This window comes from Acinetobacter sp. YH12076 (assembly GCF_013419525.1).
GTDB classification, from domain to species: Bacteria; Pseudomonadota; Gammaproteobacteria; order Pseudomonadales; family Moraxellaceae; genus Acinetobacter; species Acinetobacter amyesii.
The window spans coordinates 77,231-96,769 of sequence record NZ_VOZY01000001.1; the positions used below are offsets into that span (position 1 = coordinate 77,231).

General features: G+C 39.6%; 12 protein-coding genes. 6 read left to right on the forward strand and 6 right to left on the reverse strand.

Translation table 11 applies throughout. The annotated features are described in order from the left end of the window. Positions 1-352 precede the first annotated feature (352 nt). Together metH and FTU22_RS00325 are read left to right on the forward strand one after the other, a co-directional pair. Positions 353-4,042 (forward strand): methionine synthase, encoded by a 3,690-nt coding sequence (gene metH / locus FTU22_RS00320; RefSeq protein ID WP_180092218.1) that lies wholly within the window; start codon positions 353-355, stop codon positions 4,040-4,042. A 49-nt stretch (positions 4,043-4,091) separates the two neighbouring features. Continuing rightward, complete coding sequence (locus tag FTU22_RS00325; RefSeq protein ID WP_180092221.1) at positions 4,092-6,641, forward strand: hypothetical protein; 2,550 nt, start codon at positions 4,092-4,094, stop codon at positions 6,639-6,641. Between the two features lie 212 nt (positions 6,642-6,853). Here the strand turns inward: FTU22_RS00325 and FTU22_RS00330 are convergent, their stop codons facing one another. Continuing rightward, a complete protein-coding gene (locus FTU22_RS00330; protein WP_180092224.1) occupies positions 6,854-7,990 on the reverse strand; it encodes a GGDEF domain-containing protein in 1,137 nt (378 codons plus the stop codon). A 380-nt stretch (positions 7,991-8,370) separates the two neighbouring features. Here FTU22_RS00330 and dhaK point away from each other — a divergent pair, with 380 nt between their 5' ends. The 3 genes from dhaK (at position 8,371) to FTU22_RS00345 (ending at position 12,792) form a co-directional block, all read left to right on the forward strand. Next, positions 8,371-10,101: a dihydroxyacetone kinase subunit DhaK gene (dhaK, locus tag FTU22_RS00335; protein WP_180092227.1), complete on the forward strand. Its 1,731-nt coding sequence runs from the start codon at positions 8,371-8,373 to the stop codon at positions 10,099-10,101. A gap of 224 nt (positions 10,102-10,325) precedes the next feature. Next, positions 10,326-11,003: a DUF421 domain-containing protein gene (locus FTU22_RS00340; RefSeq protein WP_180092230.1), complete on the forward strand. Its 678-nt coding sequence runs from the start codon at positions 10,326-10,328 to the stop codon at positions 11,001-11,003. Positions 11,004-11,604: 601 nt separating this feature from the next. After that, positions 11,605-12,792, forward strand: coding sequence for an ammonium transporter (locus FTU22_RS00345; protein WP_180092233.1), 1,188 nt, complete (start codon positions 11,605-11,607; stop codon positions 12,790-12,792). 76 nt (positions 12,793-12,868) lie between these two features. Here FTU22_RS00345 and FTU22_RS00350 read toward each other — a convergent pair whose 3' ends face one another. Further along, positions 12,869-13,567 (reverse strand): HAD family hydrolase, encoded by a 699-nt coding sequence (locus FTU22_RS00350; protein ID WP_180092237.1) that lies wholly within the window; start codon positions 13,565-13,567, stop codon positions 12,869-12,871. Between the two features lie 172 nt (positions 13,568-13,739). On the opposite strand from FTU22_RS00350, the gene FTU22_RS00355 reads away from it, so the two are divergent. Next, positions 13,740-14,447, forward strand: coding sequence for a phosphatase PAP2 family protein (locus FTU22_RS00355; protein ID WP_180092240.1), 708 nt, complete (start codon positions 13,740-13,742; stop codon positions 14,445-14,447). Positions 14,448-14,477: 30 nt separating this feature from the next. Here FTU22_RS00355 and FTU22_RS00360 read toward each other — a convergent pair whose 3' ends face one another. The 4 genes from FTU22_RS00360 to FTU22_RS00375 all read right to left on the reverse strand — a co-directional run bounded on the left by FTU22_RS00360 (position 14,478) and on the right by FTU22_RS00375 (position 19,436). Then, entirely contained in the window at positions 14,478-15,803 is a 1,326-nt protein-coding gene (locus FTU22_RS00360) for an ATP-binding protein (RefSeq protein ID WP_180092243.1), read from the reverse strand. A 19-nt stretch (positions 15,804-15,822) separates the two neighbouring features. Then, complete coding sequence (locus FTU22_RS00365; RefSeq protein WP_078189962.1) at positions 15,823-16,491, reverse strand: response regulator transcription factor; 669 nt, start codon at positions 16,489-16,491, stop codon at positions 15,823-15,825. Positions 16,492-16,494: 3 nt separating this feature from the next. Next, a complete protein-coding gene (locus FTU22_RS00370; protein ID WP_180092246.1) occupies positions 16,495-18,165 on the reverse strand; it encodes a phosphoethanolamine transferase in 1,671 nt (556 codons plus the stop codon). A 140-nt stretch (positions 18,166-18,305) separates the two neighbouring features. Then, the gene (locus tag FTU22_RS00375; RefSeq protein WP_180092249.1) at positions 18,306-19,436 is read right to left on the reverse strand and encodes a porin; all 1,131 of its coding nucleotides are present in this window, start codon (positions 19,434-19,436) and stop codon (positions 18,306-18,308) included. Positions 19,437-19,539 lie beyond the last annotated feature (103 nt).

Sequence of the window (19,539 nt, forward strand, 5' to 3'; positions counted from 1 at the left end):
CGACTTTTATACTCTACTTTCATAAAGTAAATCAGTTGTTTAAGCTTCATATTCAAACTTTAATTTCTTTGAAACCCAATGTTTCAACTTATATTTCATCTGTCATCTTTTTTTTCATATTGCATAGCCCTACTGTTTGTTTTTCAAGCTTGCCTGAGCAATATGACAAATTCATGAAGCTTTCCATACATTTATATGAAATTGGTATATGAAATTAACAAGTTGCAATATTGCTCATTAATTCAACAAGCTAATAATTGCGCGCTGTAAAGATGGTTGAATATCAATAAAACTGCAATGAATTCTGTTAATATATTTGCCGATTTTATATTCCATCGGATTGGGGTTATTTATGTCCACGCTTGCCACCCTAAAAGAGCTGCTCGCTCAACGGATTCTGATTATCGACGGTGCAATGGGCACCATGATTCAGCGTCATAAACTCGAAGAAGCTGACTACCGTGGTGAGCGTTTTGCAGATTGGGCATCTGACCTCAAAGGCAATAATGACCTATTGGTGTTGACGCAGCCGCAAATTATCCAAGGCATTCATGAAGCCTACCTCGATGCTGGCGCAGACATTATTGAAACCAACAGCTTTAACGGCACTAAAGTTTCAATGTCTGACTACCACATGGAAGATTTGGTATCAGAGATCAACCGTGAAGCAGCGCGTATTGCTAAAGCCGCTTGTGAAAAATACTCTACGCCTGAAAAACCGCGTTTTGTTGCAGGTGTGCTTGGGCCGACTTCACGCACTTGCTCGATCTCGCCAAATGTAAATGACCCAGCATTCCGTAACATCACTTTTGATGAGCTAAAAGAAAACTATATTGAAGCTGCGCATGCCCTGATTGAAGGCGGTGCGGATATTCTACTCATTGAAACTGTATTCGATACCTTAAACTGTAAAGCTGCCATTTTTGCAGTGAAAGAAGTCTTCAACCAAATTGGCTACGAATTGCCATTGATGATTTCAGGCACCATTACCGATGCCTCTGGCCGAACTTTAACTGGCCAAACTGCTGAAGCGTTCTGGAACTCTGTGCGTCATGGTGACTTATTGTCGATTGGCTTTAACTGTGCCCTAGGTGCAGATGCCATGCGTCCGCATGTAAAAACCATTGCTGACGTTGCCGATACTTTTGTTTCGGCGCATCCGAACGCTGGCTTACCAAATGCCTTCGGCGGTTATGATGAAACCCCTGAAGAAACAGCTGCCTTTATTAAAGAATTTGCAGAAAGTGGCTTGATTAACATCACTGGCGGCTGCTGCGGTACAACGCCGGATCACATCCGTGCTATTGCCAATGCCGTAAAAGACATTAAGCCACGCCAAGTGCCAGAAACTAAGCCTGCTTGCCGTTTAAGCGGTTTAGAGCCGTTCAACATTACAGAAGATTCGCTGTTTGTAAACGTCGGTGAACGTACCAACGTGACAGGTTCTAAAAAATTCCTACGTTTAATCCGTGAAGAAAACTTTGCCGAAGCTTTAGAAGTTGCACAGCAGCAAGTTGAAGCCGGTGCTCAGATTATCGACATCAATATGGATGAAGGCATGCTGGATTCAGAAGGCGCAATGGTGCACTTCCTGAATCTTGTAGCCTCTGAACCTGAAATTTCACGTGTGCCGATCATGATTGACTCATCTAAATGGGAAATCATTGAAGCGGGCTTAAAATGTGTACAAGGTAAAGCAGTTGTTAACTCGATTTCCTTAAAAGAAGGCTATGACGAGTTCGTTGCAAAAGCGCGTTTGTGCCGTCAGTATGGCGCTGCCGTAATTGTGATGGCCTTTGACGAAAATGGTCAGGCCGACACTGCTGCACGTAAAAAAGAAATCTGTAAGCGCTCTTATGACGTGTTAGTGAATGAAGTTGGCTTCCCTGCTGAAGACATCATTTTTGACCCGAACGTGTTTGCAGTGGCAACAGGTATCGAAGAACACAACAACTATGCTGTGGACTTTATTGAAGCGACAGGTTGGATCAAGCAAAACTTACCACATGCGATGATTTCAGGCGGTGTGTCTAACGTATCGTTCTCTTTCCGCGGTAACGAGCCTGTACGTGAAGCGATTCACTCAGTGTTCTTATACCATGCCATTCAGCAAGGCATGACTATGGGTATCGTCAACGCAGGTCAAATGGCGATTTATGATGATATTGATTCTGAACTGAAAGCTGCGGTTGAAGATGTGATCTTGAACCAAAACCAAGGTGAAAGCCATCAAGAAGCTACAGAAAAGCTGCTTGAAGTTGCTGAGAAATACCGTGGTCAAGGCGCTGCGCAAAAACAAGTTGAAAACTTGGAATGGCGTGAACTTCCAGTTGAAAAACGTCTTGAACACGCTTTGGTTAAAGGCATCACCACCTTTATTGATGAAGATACTGAAGAAGCACGCCTGAAAGCTAAACTTCCACTCGATGTGATTGAAGGTCCGCTGATGGACGGCATGAATGTGGTAGGTGATTTGTTCGGTTCAGGCAAAATGTTCCTGCCGCAAGTCGTGAAATCTGCACGTGTCATGAAACAGGCTGTAGCTTGGCTGAATCCGTTCATTGAAGCGGAAAAAACAGCTGGCCAATCTAAGGGTAAAGTCCTGATGGCAACCGTGAAAGGTGACGTACATGACATCGGTAAAAATATCGTGGGCGTGGTGCTGGGCTGTAACGGCTATGACATCATCGACCTTGGCGTGATGGTGCCTTGCGAGAAGATTCTGCAAACTGCGATTGATGAAAAAGTCGACATTATTGGTCTATCAGGTCTGATCACACCGTCTTTAGATGAAATGGTTTTTGTTGCGAAAGAAATGCAACGCAAAGGCTTTAATATTCCATTGATGATTGGCGGTGCAACCACATCTAAAGCACATACAGCAGTAAAAATTGATCCGCAATATTCAAATGATGCGGTGATTTATGTTGCCGATGCATCTCGTGCGGTGGGTGTAGCAACAACTTTACTTTCTAAAGAAATGAAACCGAAGTTTGTTGCAGAAACCCGTGCTGAATATGAAAAAGTCCGTGAGCGTATTGCCAATAAACAGCCAAAAGCGGCCAAACTGACGTATGCTGAATCTGTAGAAAATGGCTTAAAAATTGACTTTGCTGCCAATGCGCCTGCGAAGCCAAACTTTATTGGTACGCAAACGCTGACCAATTATCCATTGGAAACTTTGGTTGAATACTTTGACTGGACACCGTTCTTCATTTCTTGGAGTTTGGCAGGTAAATTCCCTGCTATCTTAACGGATGAAGTTGTGGGTGAAGCAGCGACTGACTTGTATGAACAAGCACAAACCATGCTAAAAGACATCATCGACAATAAGCGTTTTGATGCTCGTGCTGTGTTTGGTATTTACCCTGCTGCCCGTTCAGGTGCGGACACGGTTCAAGTGTTTGATGAAACTGCGAAAACAGTGACGCATACTTTTGAGCATATTCGTCAGCAGTCTGACAAAGTTACTGGTAAACCGAACTTGTCATTAGCGGACTTTATTGCGCCTAAAGGTGTCGCAGAAGACTACTTGGGCGGTTTCACGGTATCCATCTTTGGTGCAGAAGAAATGGCCAATGAGTACAAAGCCAAAGGCGATGACTACTCAGCGATTTTGGCGCAATCTTTGGGTGACCGTTTTGCGGAAGCTTTTGCAGAACATTTGCATGAGCGCATCCGTAAAGAGTTCTGGGGCAACCAAGCGTCTGAAACCTTAAGCAATGAAGAATTGATTAAAGAGAAGTATGTAGGCATCCGTCCTGCGCCGGGCTACCCTGCTTGCCCTGAGCATTCTGAAAAAGCGCCACTCTTTGATTGGTTAGGTTCTACCGATAAGATTGGTACGCAATTGACTTCTAGTTTTGCAATGTGGCCACCTTCATCAGTCAGCGGTTTCTACTATGCAAACCCTGAAAGCCAATACTTTAACGTGGGTAAAATCGCAGGCGATCAGCTTGAGGATTATGCAAAGCGTAAAGGCTGGACTTTGGATGAAGCGAAACGCTGGTTAGCGCCGAATTTGGATGATTCTGTAGTTTAAGGCAATCATGTGAGGTGGTGTAAGACACCACCTCTTCTTTAGGTATATTATGAAATTAGAAGAACTACAAAAAAATTTAACCCAAGAACATACCTACTCTTTTATTTACAGAATGTATTTTGAAATAGAGACGAATTCCAAGTATTTTCCGTTCAAAAGAATAGGGATTATTATTAGTCTTACTATCTTTCTCGTTATATTTTCTAATTTTATTCCTTTACCAAAACTAGAAAACGAAACACTTTATATTTTTGCAGCACAAGTCACGATCATTGCTTTAATTTTTCCAATTATTTTAACTTTGATCGGAATTTTATATAGTAAAAAGAATGACTTTGATTCTATATTTAAAATCTATATTGCCAATACAAATGCAAAAACCTTATACCGTGGCTCATTTATTACGTTGCTATTCTATGTAATAAGCTTTTTTTTCTTATATGACTCCTCATTATCAGAACAAATTAGAAGAGCCTTAAATGTAACTTTGGCTATCACATTCATTGACGCACTGATTGTAACTCTGTTTTTTCTTGAAAAAACGATTTCTTTTACAACAACTAAAGGCACCAATAAAATTTTGCTTAAGCATTACATGAATAGCAATACCCATGATGAATCAATTAATATATTAAGTATCCTATCAAATAGACTTAACGAAGATATTAAAAATAATGATCTTAATGCCTTTGAAAAAAATTTAAATTTTTTCATGGAATTCATAAATATCATTATCATCACTTCCACAAAAAATGTAAAAAACAGTATTTCCTCTGACTTGCATCAATCTATAGATCACGATTTATTCAGCACTAAATTTTCAAAAATCACTTCACTTATTGAAACTAATATTAAAAATGCTATAGAGCACACAGAAAGACATTATTATCAAAACATAAAATCTATATATTTTTATATATTTTATAAAAATTTTAACCATTTAGAAGAGAAAACTATTTTTGATTTATTAAAAGCACATTATCACCAATGCTATTTGATATCTAATCAAAAAACTGATCAAAACCCACAAATAATTAATGATTATGTTTCGTCTTGGTATAAATGGATTACACCGTATCAAAAACTAGAGTCAGGTACACTATTTTTAATTTTTAAAAATCACTTAATATTCACCCTCCAAGTTATTGATTTTTTTACTAAAGAAAAGAACCTTAGAGGGCTCGATTACTTTTGTGACTGCTTAAGCCGTTGGGAAAGTGAAGCTAAAGATATGCCTAATTATCTTGACCCAAGCAATCTTTTGCAAACAATATATGATGAGGAAAATAAACAAAATTTGGCTAACTTTGTTAGTGAAATTAAATTGATTGCTTTTCATTTAATTAGAAAGCAAGATTTCGATATTCCTACATTATCTAAATACTATAAAGTCCTTATAAAAGGGGCAACTCTTATAAAAACAACAGATCTAAAATCACACTCATACTCTTTCAATCATTTAGATGATCTTTTATATTGTTATCTCAGATTACTAACAAACACAATATATAAACATTTTTTTAATGATATTTTAGAAAACTCAGATCGTGTAATTGAAATAACTGGACTAATGTATGGGGGATGGATTCCAGACTTAGAAAGTCGAATTAGTTATTCAACTATTCAATTACTACTCCTAGACAATTCTAAAACCCAACCTAATACCTATGAATGGAAGAAAGCTTTGAGTGCTTTATCAATATCAAAAATTGAAAATTCAATTGATATTGTTAAAAAAATCAAAATACAAATACAGTGTTTTAACGATTATCAGTCATTACATTGGGACGAAAAAAAATTAGCATTATCCAAAATCAAAGTGCTTACTTATATTGAAAAAATTATTGAGATAGCTAAAGAGACTAATTCCGCTAAATTTAATTCTATCAAACTAGACGATGATAAAGTAAAAAATCAAATTTCAGATAATACTTTTTACTTAAAAGATTTAGAAAGCTGTTTAAATGAATCCTCATTTTCCATATTAATTTCAAATAAAATTATTAATTATAAAAATGAAGTTAAAACGTTTAAAATTTCAAACTCACTACCATCTAAGTATTTAACTACTGAATATGATATAGACCTTGATAATTATTTCAAACCTAGCTATTACAGCTCACTAATTGATTCATCAATTTATCAAGCTTTAAAACAAGACAAACTTACAGAATATTATTATGAGAATGACCCTGCAAAATTGCTATTAAAAATTTTATTGCGGAGCTATGCTTTTGCATCACCTGTAGTTTTTTTTAGAAACCCTAAACTATTGAATTTTATGCGACACAATGCTTATAAGACAAGGAATTTCCCATACCACATTGAAGATAAAGAAAATTATCAACATTATAAAGTTGGAAAAACTATTTTTAAATATATTTACAATCTACCCAAAGAATGTACTGCTTATATTATGGGGAGCCATACAATAAAAAATATCACTTTAGAAAAAGTTACACCTGAATCAATTTCTAATGTATTTGTTAACCTCAATCCTAACGACCCAACTAAAGTAGACATTCAAGTAACATTTCCTATTGAGGTAAATTTAACAAAGAACTCTCGAATTATCGAAATTGTAATGCCCCCAGAATAAGAATTCATTTTCGTTAAAATTCCTCAAAATAGAGCTAATTTCAATCTTACTCAATTATTCAATCACCATAGTTCAACCCCTCTCCCAATGGGAGAGGGAGCTTTCAGTACGAATTAGATATCCACATAAATTTAATAATGGAGTTCCCTCTCCTGAGCAAGTTTTAAAGCACTGCATTAAAATGAAGCGGATGGGCTAGCAAGATAAATCAATCATGCTAATACAGAAAACTGCACCTGATTCCGCCCATTTTCTTTCGATTTATATAGCGCCTGATCCGCCAAACGCGTCACTTCATCCATACTCATACCTTCATGCGCAGTCGCAATACCAAAACTCGCCGTCACTTTCAAAACACTTTGATCTGGCAGTGTGATCTCCAATGCTTCAATAGCCTGACGACAGCGTTCCGCAATTTCTAAAGCCTTTGACAAGTCCTGATCGGCTAGAACTAGAGAAAACTCTTCTCCACCAAAACGACCAACCTTATCTTGCTCTCGAACCGCATGTCTGAGCACATGAGCTACTAGGCGCAATACTAAGTCACCCGCTTCATGCCCATAACTATCATTAATTTTTTTAAAATGATCTAAATCCAAAAGAATCATCGAATATTTTTGGAAATTCTTTTGATGTCTTTTATTCACAAATTCAGATAAATAACGACGGTTGTATACCCCCGTTAAACCATCAATTCGGCTCAAAATTTCAATTTTCTGATCTCGATTACGCCACTGGCGCAGCAATATTTCAAAAAATAATGCCGAAGTAATTAATATCGGTGAGTAAAGGATGAACATACTTTTAAGCCAAAAACTATTGCTGTACAAATCACTTTGATTTAGCTGATCACTAAATAAAGGTGCATAAGCCAATGTACCAATGGCGGTGAAATAACACATCGCCCCAAAAACCAAAGTCACAATCACCATAATGCTATAAATGACTTTGGGTTTATAAATTACAAAACCAATCAGCAAAATATTCAATATTCCGACCATAGATGCAGGGCTATAAAGACCCACACTTTTGGCTGAATACAGCAGCAGTAGCCCAAAAAATAGCGGAATAAACCAGCCCATAAAATAACGAAACTTCGCATTTCCCTTAAATGCTAAAGCAAGCAAAAGTACAAAGGCGGTTAAAAATATCTGACACCATGTGGTAAAAATACGCTCATCATGATAGCTCTGACTAAACCAAATTTGCTTTGCAGACTCGTAATTCACCACATACCAACCCAAATGCCCAAGCAAGATCAGCAGCGCAAATACAAGTAAAAGTATGCCCTTATTAAAGTCTGGCCAGTAAATGAATACATTGTCTGTCTCAAATAAATGAAATTTCAAAGACTTAAAATTTTCACTTATTTTATTTTTTATTCTTAGCATTTTGCCCATATATATTTATAAATCAAAAAATTAAATGGTTTTCACAACTGATATCCTTTTATTCAGATTTAAGGATTCCTTTTCTTTATAGCACCATTACCAATGCTGATCTGCAAAACTTTAGACCACTTTTAAACAAATTATTTAAGCACTTTGTAATTTTGAGATTTTCCTTATCTGATATCGTAAGTCTTTATTTTTTAGAATGTTATTCAATATAAAAACTCAACCTTTAATCAAAAAATTGCTTTTTTACACTTTTATGTCAGCAAACATTATGTTTTTCGATAATAATAAACTTTTTACATTCTCCCCTATAAATACAGATTGGTACATCCATGAAAAAACTCATGAACGGTGCAGAAAACATCGTTGTTGAAATGTGCAAAGGCTTTGTCCTGGCACATCCTGAACTCGCATTTAACGAGTCACACAAAATCATTTCACGTAAAGAAAAACACAACAACGTGGCATTGATCAGTGGCGGTGGTAGCGGTCACGAACCTGCCCATGCAGGTTTTGTCGGCACAGGTATGCTCGATGCTGCCGTATGTGGTGACGTATTTGCATCTCCATCGCAAATTCAGGTCTATAAAGCCTTACAGCAAGTCGCGACTGATAAAGGCGTGCTGATGATCATCAAAAACTATTCTGGCGATATGATGAATTTCCAGAATGGGGCAGCCCTTGCGACTGAAGACGGCATTAAAGTTGACTATGTAAAAGTGGCAGATGACATTGCGGTTAAAGACAGCCTATATACAGTCGGTCGTCGTGGTGTTGCAGGCACAGTATTTGTACATAAGATTGCAGGCGCAGCAGCATCAAAAGGCTTAGAACTTGCAGACGTAAAAGCGATTGCTCAAAAAGCTGCGGACAACGTCATTAGCCTTGGTTTTGCTTATAGCTCATGTACTGTTCCAGCCAAAGGCACGCCAACGTTTACTTTGGCTGATGACGAAATGGAATATGGCGTCGGCATTCACGGTGAACCCGGTATCCGTCGTGAAAAAATCTTGCCATCCAAAAAAATGGCACAGCGCATCGTGGATGACCTGTTCCTTGACCGCCCAGACATGAAAGAAGTTGCAGTCTTGGTCAATGGCTTTGGTAGCACACCGCTGCAAGAGTTGTATGTCTTTAACCATGATGTATGCGAACACCTTGCACGTAAAGGCATTAAAATTTACTGCACATTTGTCGGCAACTATATGACCAGTATCGACATGAATGGTGCATCTGTGTCCTTGCTTGCTGTCGATGATGAATTGAAAACCTACCTCGATGCAGCAGCCAATACCCCTGCATTTAAAATGGATGGTTCAGCAGCACAGCCTTTAACTTTTGTATCCAAAGATGCTTCAGCCGAAGCTGTAGTAAACACCCAAGTTGAAACACAGCCTGAACATGCGGTGATTAGCAATGAGCAATTCACCATCGAAAACATGCGTTATGTGGTGGATGTGATGTCTGCCTGTATCATTAGAAATGAAGTGCCATTCTGTGAGCTGGACGCGCATGCTGGTGACGGCGACTTCGGTATGAGCGTGGCGAAAGGCTTTAAGCAATTAAAACGTGAATGGCAAAGTCTGATTCAAGCGCAGCAGATGGATGAATTCATGCTGAACTGCTCAATGATCATTATGGAACATTGTGGTGGCGCGTCTGGCCCAATCTGGGGTTCAGCATTCCGTGCGGCAGCGAAATCAATTCAAGGCAAATCAGTTTTAACTGTCGCTGATTTCTCAGAGATGCTGCAAGCAGCGGTCAAAGGCATTCAAACTACAGGTGAGCGTTCATTTGAACGCGGCGCAGTGGTGGGTGATAAAACCCTGATTGATGCACTTGTACCATGCGCAGATTCTTGGTCTGCCCATGGCGACAAATCCTTTAAAGAAAACTTTGTACTTGGTGCAAAAGCGGCGGTTCAAGGCGCTGAAAATACCAAAGAGATCGTAGCGCGTATGGGACGTGCAGGAACTGTGGGCGACCGCAGTCTGGGTTACCCTGATGCTGGCGCACATGGTTTAGGTGTAATCTTTACGGATATTGCAGAACATATTAAATAACTGAACATCTTTAAAAATTGCCAGACCACATCAAAAGCATCGATTCGTCGGTGCTTTTTTTATGGCTATTTTAAAGCACTTTTTTTCATCAAATATCTCATGCATACAATACCGTTAGCATGAAATCCATTTTCAAATAATGCTTAAAAATTAACACAATTGAGCTGCTTTATCGCCTAGCGCTTTGCTAAGTTAAAACATATAACGATAAAAAAGGTTGAGACATGGATTTAAATCAAATATTCATCCATGACACTACATGGACTTTTGCTGCCGAAGTGATTTTGCGTAGCGTCATTATGTTCGTTTTAATCATCGTATTCTTACGCCTAACGGGCAAACGCGGGGTGCGACAGTTATCCATCTTTGAAGTTGCGATACTCCTTGCTTTGGGTTCTATTGCAGGCGACCCAATGTTTGATGAGGAACTCCCCCTCTTACAAGCGCTCATTGTAATGACGGTGGTGATTGGTTTATACCGAGTTATCACTTGGCTCATGATGAAATACCAACCTTTTGAAGATTTAATTGAAGGCAAAGCCCTCTACATTGTGGAAGATGGTGAATTGGTCTTAGAAAAGATTAAGCAAGGTAAAATGTCACATGATGAATTCTTCTCTGAAATGCGTCAGCAAAATGTTGAACATCTAGGACAAGTTCGAGTTGGCTTATTAGAAAGTGATGGCAAATTTAGTATTTTATTTTATCCACCAGAGCAGGTACGTTATGGACTGCCACTATTTCCGAAACCCTATAAAGCGGTTCGCGATATCAAAATGCATCATTTGTACGCCTGTACGCATTGTGGCAAAACCATGTACATTCACGGTGCACAGGATGCCTGCCCGCGCTGCGGATGTTGTGACTGGGCTGAAGCGATTAATACACAGCGTTTAGCTTAATCATTCAAGGCTTAAATTTTAAAATTCTGTACCGCTTAAATTTAACACTTCATCAAATACAGTCAGATCCAACGACTATCACCACAGCCCCACCCTTGAATGTTTTATTCGCCATCTAAAAGTGCAGCAGCAGAGATTTCATTGGTTAATATCTGTGCATCATTTCAGTTCAGGCAAGACATCCAGCTTTCATCTTTTGAAGACCACAAGATGCTCAGACAGACTCCCAAAAATGTATCATTCGTAAATTTTCAGTTCCATTATCGCGCTAACATCTATCAATCAGATAAAAATACAAAATAATGAATTGCCCTGAATTAACTCAGAAATGGTGCTATTTGTTTTTCATTTTTTAAACAGATTCTAAAAACATAGTTTTTCACTTAATAATCATTCATTTAATTTTGTCATTGCAAATCATCATTGCACCATTTTAGTGCATTATTATCATACTCAAGCAAGTCTTTGCTTTATATCGAGTCTTCTACATTTTTTAGTTTTTTTAATCAAAATTTCCCTAGCGCCAATCTCTTTTCCATTTTTTTTCGCTCGATATACTGAAGTTCTTTTCGTGAACTAGCGCACTAAACTGGAACACCTTATGCAAAATATAGATCTCCTCTTTCTCCTTCTTGGTGCAGTCTTGGTTCTTGCCATGCATGCTGGCTTTGCATTTTTAGAATTGGGTACAGTACGACATAAAAATCAGGTCAATGCGCTGAGTAAAATTTTGACTGACTTTTCTATTTCCGCAATTGCATACTTTTTTGTGGGTTATTACATCTCTTATGGTCAGCACTTTTTTCATATTGGGGACACTTTAGCAGCCGATCATGGCTACAACTTAATGCGTTGTTTCTTCCTGCTGACTTTTGCCGCAGCCATTCCAGCGATTATTTCAGGTGGTATTGCTGAACGTGCAAAAATGCGGACTCAAGCGATTGCCACATTATTATTGGTCGCTTTGGTCTATCCATTCTTTGAAGGCATGGCATGGAATGGTAATTTTGGGCTACAAGCATGGTTAGAACGCACATTTGGCGCAGCATTTCATGATTTTGCAGGTTCGGTCGTGGTACATGCGATGGGCGGTTGGATCGCTTTAGCTGCAGTACTTTTACTTGGCGCACGTCATGGACGCTATAAAAAAGACGGTCGTATCAGCGCTCACCCCCCTTCAAGTATTCCATTCCTTGCCTTAGGTTCTTGGATTTTAATCGTCGGCTGGTTTGGCTTTAACGTGATGAGTGCGCAACGTTTAGATGCCATTTCAGGACTGGTTGCAATTAACTCTCTGATGGCAATGGTGGGCGGCACGCTTGCAGCAAACTTTATGGGTAAAAATGACCCCGGTTTCTTACATAACGGTCCCTTAGCAGGTTTGGTTGCAATCTGTGCAGGCTCAGATGTAGTTCATCCTGTCGGTGCGTTAATTATCGGCGCTGTCGCAGGTCTGATCTTTGTCAAACTATTTACATACACTCAAAACAAACTCAAAGTCGATGATGTACTTGGCGTATGGCCACTACACGGTGTTTGTGGTGCTTTCGGTGGTATTGCAGTGGGTGTATTTGGACAAAAATGGTTGGGCGGTTTAGGCGGTATTTCAATGATCTCTCAATGTATCGGTACGCTGCTCGCGATCGTGATTGCATTGGCTGGTGGATTCATCATTTATGGTCTACTCAAAGTAACGATGGGCATTCGCCTAGATCAAGAAGAAGAATTCCGTGGTGCAGACTTAAGTATTCACCGTATTTCGGCAAACTCTGAAGAAAACATGTTCTAAACAACACAATCTAAAGCGGCTTTTAAGCCGCTTTTTTTAACCCTGAACTTCACTTAAAGCTTGAGTTTAAATCACCTTATTTTAGAAAATCTAAGACCTGATCCAAATGCTGAATTTTATTCGGAATGCTGTGCTGTTGTTCAGCACTTAAAGCATGAAAGCCTTCAAGCAATACGGCAGACATCCCTGCTTGGCTCGCACCATAAATATCATTGACAGGATGATCACCAATAAATAAACACTCGGTTTCCATCACGCCCAACTCATGACAACTATGCTGAAATATTTCAACTTTGGGCTTACTGATGCCTGCACTTTCCGAGCTGATGATCTGATCAAAATACGATGCAAAACCTAGTCCATTCAAAATATTCAGGCGTGTGGCATGTCCACCATTCGACACCACCGCCAGTTTATACTGCTGCTGTTTTAGTTGCTGCAGCAAGGTCAATGCTCCCGGCATCGCCACGGCGAACTGACCAAAGTGCTGAAACCAAAATTGTGTGAGCTCATCAAAATCGGGTTGATGTATCCAACTTAGCTCTGTTTGTAGGGCATAAGCGACAGATGCCCCAATACTCGGATGAGTAAGGAGTTCTTTTTTTGGATATCCCCCATTATCTATACGATTAATAATACGTTTAATCTGTACAAGGTCTACCTCCACCAGCGTCGACTGATAAGACTCGGCTAAATACTGCGTATAGGCCTGAACGCTGTGATCTCGATGAGTCAAAGTATTATCTAAATCAAAAAGGACTGCACGTATGCTCATAAATCTTTATTACTGAGTTTTCAAAAACTTTAACACAATGCCCGTTTTGCTTTATGCACCTTCTTCACTATCGATATCAATACAGTTCAAATAGCCGATTAAGTCTGATTTAAGTTTTGTGGTTTCAAATAGCAGCATTCAAACAAAATAATTTCAGCACATCACACGACTTATGCTCTCGAACCGTTCCTTTTTATTACGACAAGCGCTTCTGCTCACACTCAGTTTGGTTGGCCTCCTTTATGTTTTCCCCGTCGGTGGTTCGCTCGACCAAGCTTTTATTCAGCCTTGGATCGACCTACATGGTGGTTTTCCTCATCGTAATGATTGGGCACTTGCGGTGCTGAACCATCGCTATATCAAGAATATCGTCATAGGGGTGTATGTTCTCTATATCGCAGCGTGGATATGCAGTTTTAAATATCCGCATCTGAAAGCACGTAAGTTTGAATTTGGCTATTTTATCGTGGTGGCTCTACTCAGCACGGCAATGATTGGTTTACTCAAATCACAATCTGCACATGCCTGCCCTTGGAATATGACCGTCGCCACAGCCCAAGGCTTTTCTTGGGATTTTTCAGCACGCCAAGGACACTGCTTCCCCGGTGGCCATGCTGCGACTGGTTTTGCCTTAATTACGGGATATTTTGTTTATCGAATACATCGACCTGCCCGTGCCTATTTCTTTTTATCTGCTGGGCTGATTTTAGGCTTTGCTTTTGGCTGGGCGCAAATGATGCGGGGTGCACATTTTCTCAGTCATAATCTATGGACAGCATGGTTTATTTGGGCCTTTAACACAGTCATTTATACATTTGGCTGTCGTTATCTACCCACAGAAAAAATCAAAACTGCCTATAAACACTTTGAATGGATATAGGCTTTATTCGCAAGGAGTAAATTAAAATAATTAGGAGTTTAAAAGTCTTAGCGGAATCTGAATCGTTACTTTCAACCCACCCAGCGTTTCACTTTTCGCAAAATCTAAACGTGCACCAATATGCGCAGCGGCCTTATCCACGATCGCCAAGCCTAAACCACTTCCAATTTCTTCATGATTATAAATTCGATAAAAGCGTTTTCGAATTTGCTCATATAAAGCTGGGTCGATGCCAGGCCCACTATCTTCAACCTGTACAACCGCCTGCCCCACATGTTCAAAGACGGAGACATTAATCATGCCCTGTGCAGGGGTATATTTAATGGCATTATCAATCAAATTAAAAATAATTGAATGTACCGTTGGCTCAAGACTATATAAGGCAATGCTTTGTTGTTGCTCCATGCCAAGGTCAATATCTTTTTGCATGGCCAAATGCACCAGTTGCTCCACGCAATTGGTTGCAACTTGCTTAAGATCAAAATGTTGTTTGCGCTCAAGTTCAAAGACCGAGGCATCTTGTTTTGCCAAACTCAATAATTGACTCACCAAATGCTGAATACGAATTAAACCTTTACTCAAATTTTGTAGAGCGTCATCTTGTGGAAATTTTTGTAGCAAAATCTGCATTTGCAAATTCAGTGCGGTAATCGGGGTCCGTAACTCATGCGCTGCGTCAGCAATAAACTGGCGCTGTTCCTGCTGTGACAATGAAATTCGTTCAAACAACTGGTTCATTTCAATAATAGTCGGTGCAATTTCCTCTGGATACGGCATTTGAGAGATTGGAGAAAGTTCAAAGGCATCCCGTTTTGCCAGTTCTTTTTTAAATTTTTCCAGTGGGTTTAAGCTGCGTTGAATCAACCATCCCAAAGCGATTAATGCAAAAGGTATAAAAACCAAATAGGGAATAAACATACTACTGGCCAATTCTGCTGCAAGATGCTGTCGAACCGATTCTTGCTGACTGACCTGAATTTGCCGATCTGCGAGTGGCAAAATATAGGTATGCCACTCATCTTGTTGGGTATTGTGGGTATAAAAACCGGCTTTGGGCTGAGGCGCGACCAATAATTTTAATTGATGGGTTTGATGCGCATTGGATTGATAGGTCCACACATCGACAAATAAATCTTCTTCGTGATAACGCTTATGTTGATCAAATTCACTGCGAATGGGCTGCGGATCATGCTCTGCAACACGTTCCGCCAAATTTTGCATTTGCGCATCTAAAATTTCATTAATTTCTTCAAGTGCAATTCGATAAGCTGAAAACACCAAAAGACAGCCCAAAAGCATACTGAAAACAGACACATAAATAATTAGTCTCTTTTTCAGAGAATAAGGCTGTTGCATGGTTGATAATTCCTTTGCCTTAACCGAGTCGATAACCTAAACCACGAATGGTGCGAATAAAATCTTTGTCTAATTTTGTTCTAAGATGATGCACATACACTTCAATGGTATTACTGCTGATATCACTATCAAAATCATAAAGCTTATCTTCTAAATTAGCTTTCGAAAAAATCTTATTCGGATGCGTCACTAGTGGTATCAATATGGCCCATTCACGGTTAGATAAATCAACATATTGCCCCTTATAGCGTGCAAGATGCTGCTCAATATCTAAAATCAATTCACCATGTTTTAAAATTTTCTGTGGTGCTTCGACTGAACTCAGCCCTGTGCGTCGAAGGAGCGCATGAATCCGTGCAAGTAATTCATCAAACTCATAAGGCTTAATCAGATAGTCATCTGCCCCATGGTTTAAACCATCTACACGATTTTGTAATTGATCACGTGCCGAGATGATTAAGACCGGCAATTTAGGCTGCATTTGACGAATTTGTTTCAAGACTTGCATACCATCCATCATCGGCAAACCCAGATCTAGCAAGACGATATCAATCCCCCCTTGCATTATGAGCTTTAAGCCATCGATGCCATTATTCACCCACTCGACTTCAAACTGTTGATAGTTCAACAAAGTTTTGGTCGATTCGGCAATCATGAAATCATCTTCAATAATAAGTATTTTGTGCATGGCTTAAGTCCTACGCTGTACTGAAGTACATTGTTGCAACATATTGTTTTTTTCATCAATCACTTGAGTCTGCACATCGAGCAAACTCAATAGCGATGGAAATAGATTATCCTGACTTAATTTTTTGCTTTTTTGTGCCATTAAACAAGTATATTGCGCTGAATTATTTTTTTGCCACGCCGGTGAAAACCACATCAACATCGGTACATGGGTTTGCTGTGACGGTGCAATTGCGTATGGAGAACCGTGTAAATATAAGCCATGTTCACCTGTCGACTCACCATGATCGGACAAATACCACAGTCCTGTTTGATAGTTGTTAGTCACTTTTAAGGTGTTAATCAATTCACTCAGCACATGGTCAGTATAGACAATACTGTTGTCATAACTATTTATTAATTCCGTCGAGCTACATCCCTGTATGGCATTGCTATTACAGGTTGGCTTAAATTTTTGAAACGCTGTGGTACTTCGTTTGAAATAGGCAGGGCCATGACTGCCCATTTGGTGTAACACAAGTAAACGGGGAGTTTGATCTGCTTTGGGAATCGAAGCCAAATATGCCTTCAAACCATCCACTAAGATTTCATCATGACATTCGCCATCGACATCACACCACTTTTTCTTCAATGCTTCAGGAAATTCATATTTTTCAACACGTGTGCATGTACCCTTACAGCCTGAATTATTATCTAGCCACGTCACCTTATAGCCTGCACGCTGTGCAATATCGAGTAAACCTTCGCGATGACTTGCAAGCTGTTCGTCATATTCGGTTCTCGGCATGCCCGAGAACATACAAGGAACAGACACAGCGGTTGCGGTGCCACATGAACTGACTTGGCTAAAATTGATAATATTTTGCTGACTGAGTTCAGGATTGGTATTTTTAGCATAGCCATTGAGTGAAAAACTTTCCGCGCGCGCAGTTTCACCAACCACCAAGACCATCAATTTTGGTAAGCTTTTGGCGCTTACGTTTTCAACCATATGTGCATCTTCACCATAGATCAACAATGGCAAATTCTGTTTCGGTGCTTTTTTGTGATAATAGGAAAATGTCGAAGCGATAGTGTTTTGTGGTGAGAGCATGCCTTTTAAGTCACGATGCTCACGAAAGATCGCAGCATAATCGACAAAATAAACAAACAGCAAAGCACCCAAAAGGATGAGCGATAGCACTATATGTAGACCCTTTTTGGCTACGACCGTGCTTAGGGCTTCTTTATGCAGTGGCAAAAGCCAGATCAATAGCACTGGCAAAATAACCAGTCCAAAGACCCAGATAAAAAATTGTGGCGAGATTAAATCCTGCACTTCCTTTACATCTGTTTGCATCATGTTCTGCACTTGGTCAGATGTAATGGTCACGCCTAAACTATTGACGAAATAAGCACTCAAGCCACCAATGATCAGCAAAACAATCGCCAAAAGTTTTGAATTCCATCGCCATTGCAGGAGTTGCATCAGCACATTATAAAGTGCCACCACCACCAGTACGGTTGCCGCCAAAAATAGTCCGGCCTTCACACCCGTATAAGGTGTGAGCTGCTGGATTTGCTGATAAAACGCGAGGTTCAAAACCACCCCAAGCCATAAGGCAAGCACGAGGTTAAATTGACTTAAACTAAGTCTTGGAATTTTTTGCTGTATTTTAGCTATGACCTGAAGCATATTGGCATCAATTATTGATCTTTGATGCCCTAATCTAAAAATTCAAACTTAAAAATCACTTAAAACTGATCAAAACCAAGCAAGAAAAATCAAAAAAGGCGATGTAAAACATCGCCTTTTGAACAACTTAAATCAAGGTCTTAGAATTTAAATTCTAGACCTGTACCTAGAACAGGTTGTTCACTTTCATTCGAACCTTTTTCAAGTGCTAAGTAACCTGCATAACCATAAGCTTTCACTTGTTTGCTAAATGCATAATCCGCACCTGCTATGAATTGCTGAGCTTCGTAATCCTCACCTGCTTTATAAGTCGTGGTATTTTGACTATATTGTGCTTTGACTGTCCAAGCTTTTGCAGAAGGTAGATTGTATTCTGCGCCGACTAACCAACCTTGAGCATCATCAATATTTGCTGCATTCTCTGCATTCGTGTTTGTGTCTTCTTTGCTTGAATATGGTGTTTTTTCTACTTCAGACGTTTGATATAAAGCTTTCAGTGCCAAACCACCCTCAAGATTTACACGACCGATCGCACGAACGGTATTTGCGGCAGCAAAAACTTTGGTACCTGTAACTTCAGGAGTTTGAGCATTTAAGATCCCTACACCACCAAAGTTCGATGGAATGGCTTTATCATAGGCTAAACCTGCAACAACAACGGGGCTATCATAGACAACAGACGCCGACCAAGCATCGCCAAGACCACGACCTGCAGTTTTTACTACACCTTTGTCGCTCTTGATTCCTGAAGATTCGCCTGTTGCAAGCAATGCATTAACTTTAATTGCACCTTCAGCAATTTTAAAAGCTGGTGATTCATAGACAACAACGTTATCTACACGGTTTTCACCCGTCATGATGCCTGTAACATCAGCACGGTTACCCACGTAGTTGTTGAATGTATCAACCGGACTAGACAATTGTTTTAATGGTGTATCGTGTGCACCGACTTTCAATGTACCAAGTTTCGCATCTTTCAAACCAACGAAGCGGTTACGCTTAGACCAGTCATCGCCTTCGCCGTCTGAGTTAAATGCCCATTCAATTGCATAAACTGCGCTTAAACGGTCAGTCAGTTTTTCATCGCCCTTTAAACCCAAGAAAGAACTGTTTGAACTGATTTCAACGACATCTTTGTCTGAAACACCCGTTTTATTATCTTCAGGTAAATAATCAACAGACGCATCAATTTCACCGTAGAAGGTTGGTGCTGCAAAGGTTGACCCAGCCAAAAGGCTCAATGCGATAGCCGCTGCTAACTTAGTTTTCATCAAAAATTTTCCTTAAATTATTTTGTAACAGATATTACACACGCGAAACATATTACAAAATTATTAAAATAATATTTGCATTGCTCTTTTAGTGCTTTAGCTG

What these genes read in the sequence shown, in the direction of transcription:
- FTU22_RS00365 (WP_078189962.1), bottom strand. Translation starts at nt 16,491, where the DNA reads ATGCACAAAATACTTATTATTGAAGATGATTTCATGATTGCCGAATCG.
- FTU22_RS00355 (WP_180092240.1), top strand. Translation starts at nt 13,740, where the DNA reads ATGCTCTCGAACCGTTCCTTTTTATTACGACAAGCGCTTCTGCTCACA.
- dhaK (WP_180092227.1), top strand. Translation starts at nt 8,371, where the DNA reads ATGAAAAAACTCATGAACGGTGCAGAAAACATCGTTGTTGAAATGTGC.
- metH (WP_180092218.1), top strand. Translation starts at nt 353, where the DNA reads ATGTCCACGCTTGCCACCCTAAAAGAGCTGCTCGCTCAACGGATTCTG.
- FTU22_RS00325 (WP_180092221.1), top strand. Translation starts at nt 4,092, where the DNA reads ATGAAATTAGAAGAACTACAAAAAAATTTAACCCAAGAACATACCTAC.
- FTU22_RS00340 (WP_180092230.1), top strand. Translation starts at nt 10,326, where the DNA reads ATGGATTTAAATCAAATATTCATCCATGACACTACATGGACTTTTGCT.
- FTU22_RS00350 (WP_180092237.1), bottom strand. Translation starts at nt 13,567, where the DNA reads ATGAGCATACGTGCAGTCCTTTTTGATTTAGATAATACTTTGACTCAT.
- FTU22_RS00370 (WP_180092246.1), bottom strand. Translation starts at nt 18,165, where the DNA reads ATGCTTCAGGTCATAGCTAAAATACAGCAAAAAATTCCAAGACTTAGT.
- FTU22_RS00345 (WP_180092233.1), top strand. Translation starts at nt 11,605, where the DNA reads ATGCAAAATATAGATCTCCTCTTTCTCCTTCTTGGTGCAGTCTTGGTT.
- FTU22_RS00360 (WP_180092243.1), bottom strand. Translation starts at nt 15,803, where the DNA reads ATGCAACAGCCTTATTCTCTGAAAAAGAGACTAATTATTTATGTGTCT.
- FTU22_RS00375 (WP_180092249.1), bottom strand. Translation starts at nt 19,436, where the DNA reads ATGAAAACTAAGTTAGCAGCGGCTATCGCATTGAGCCTTTTGGCTGGG.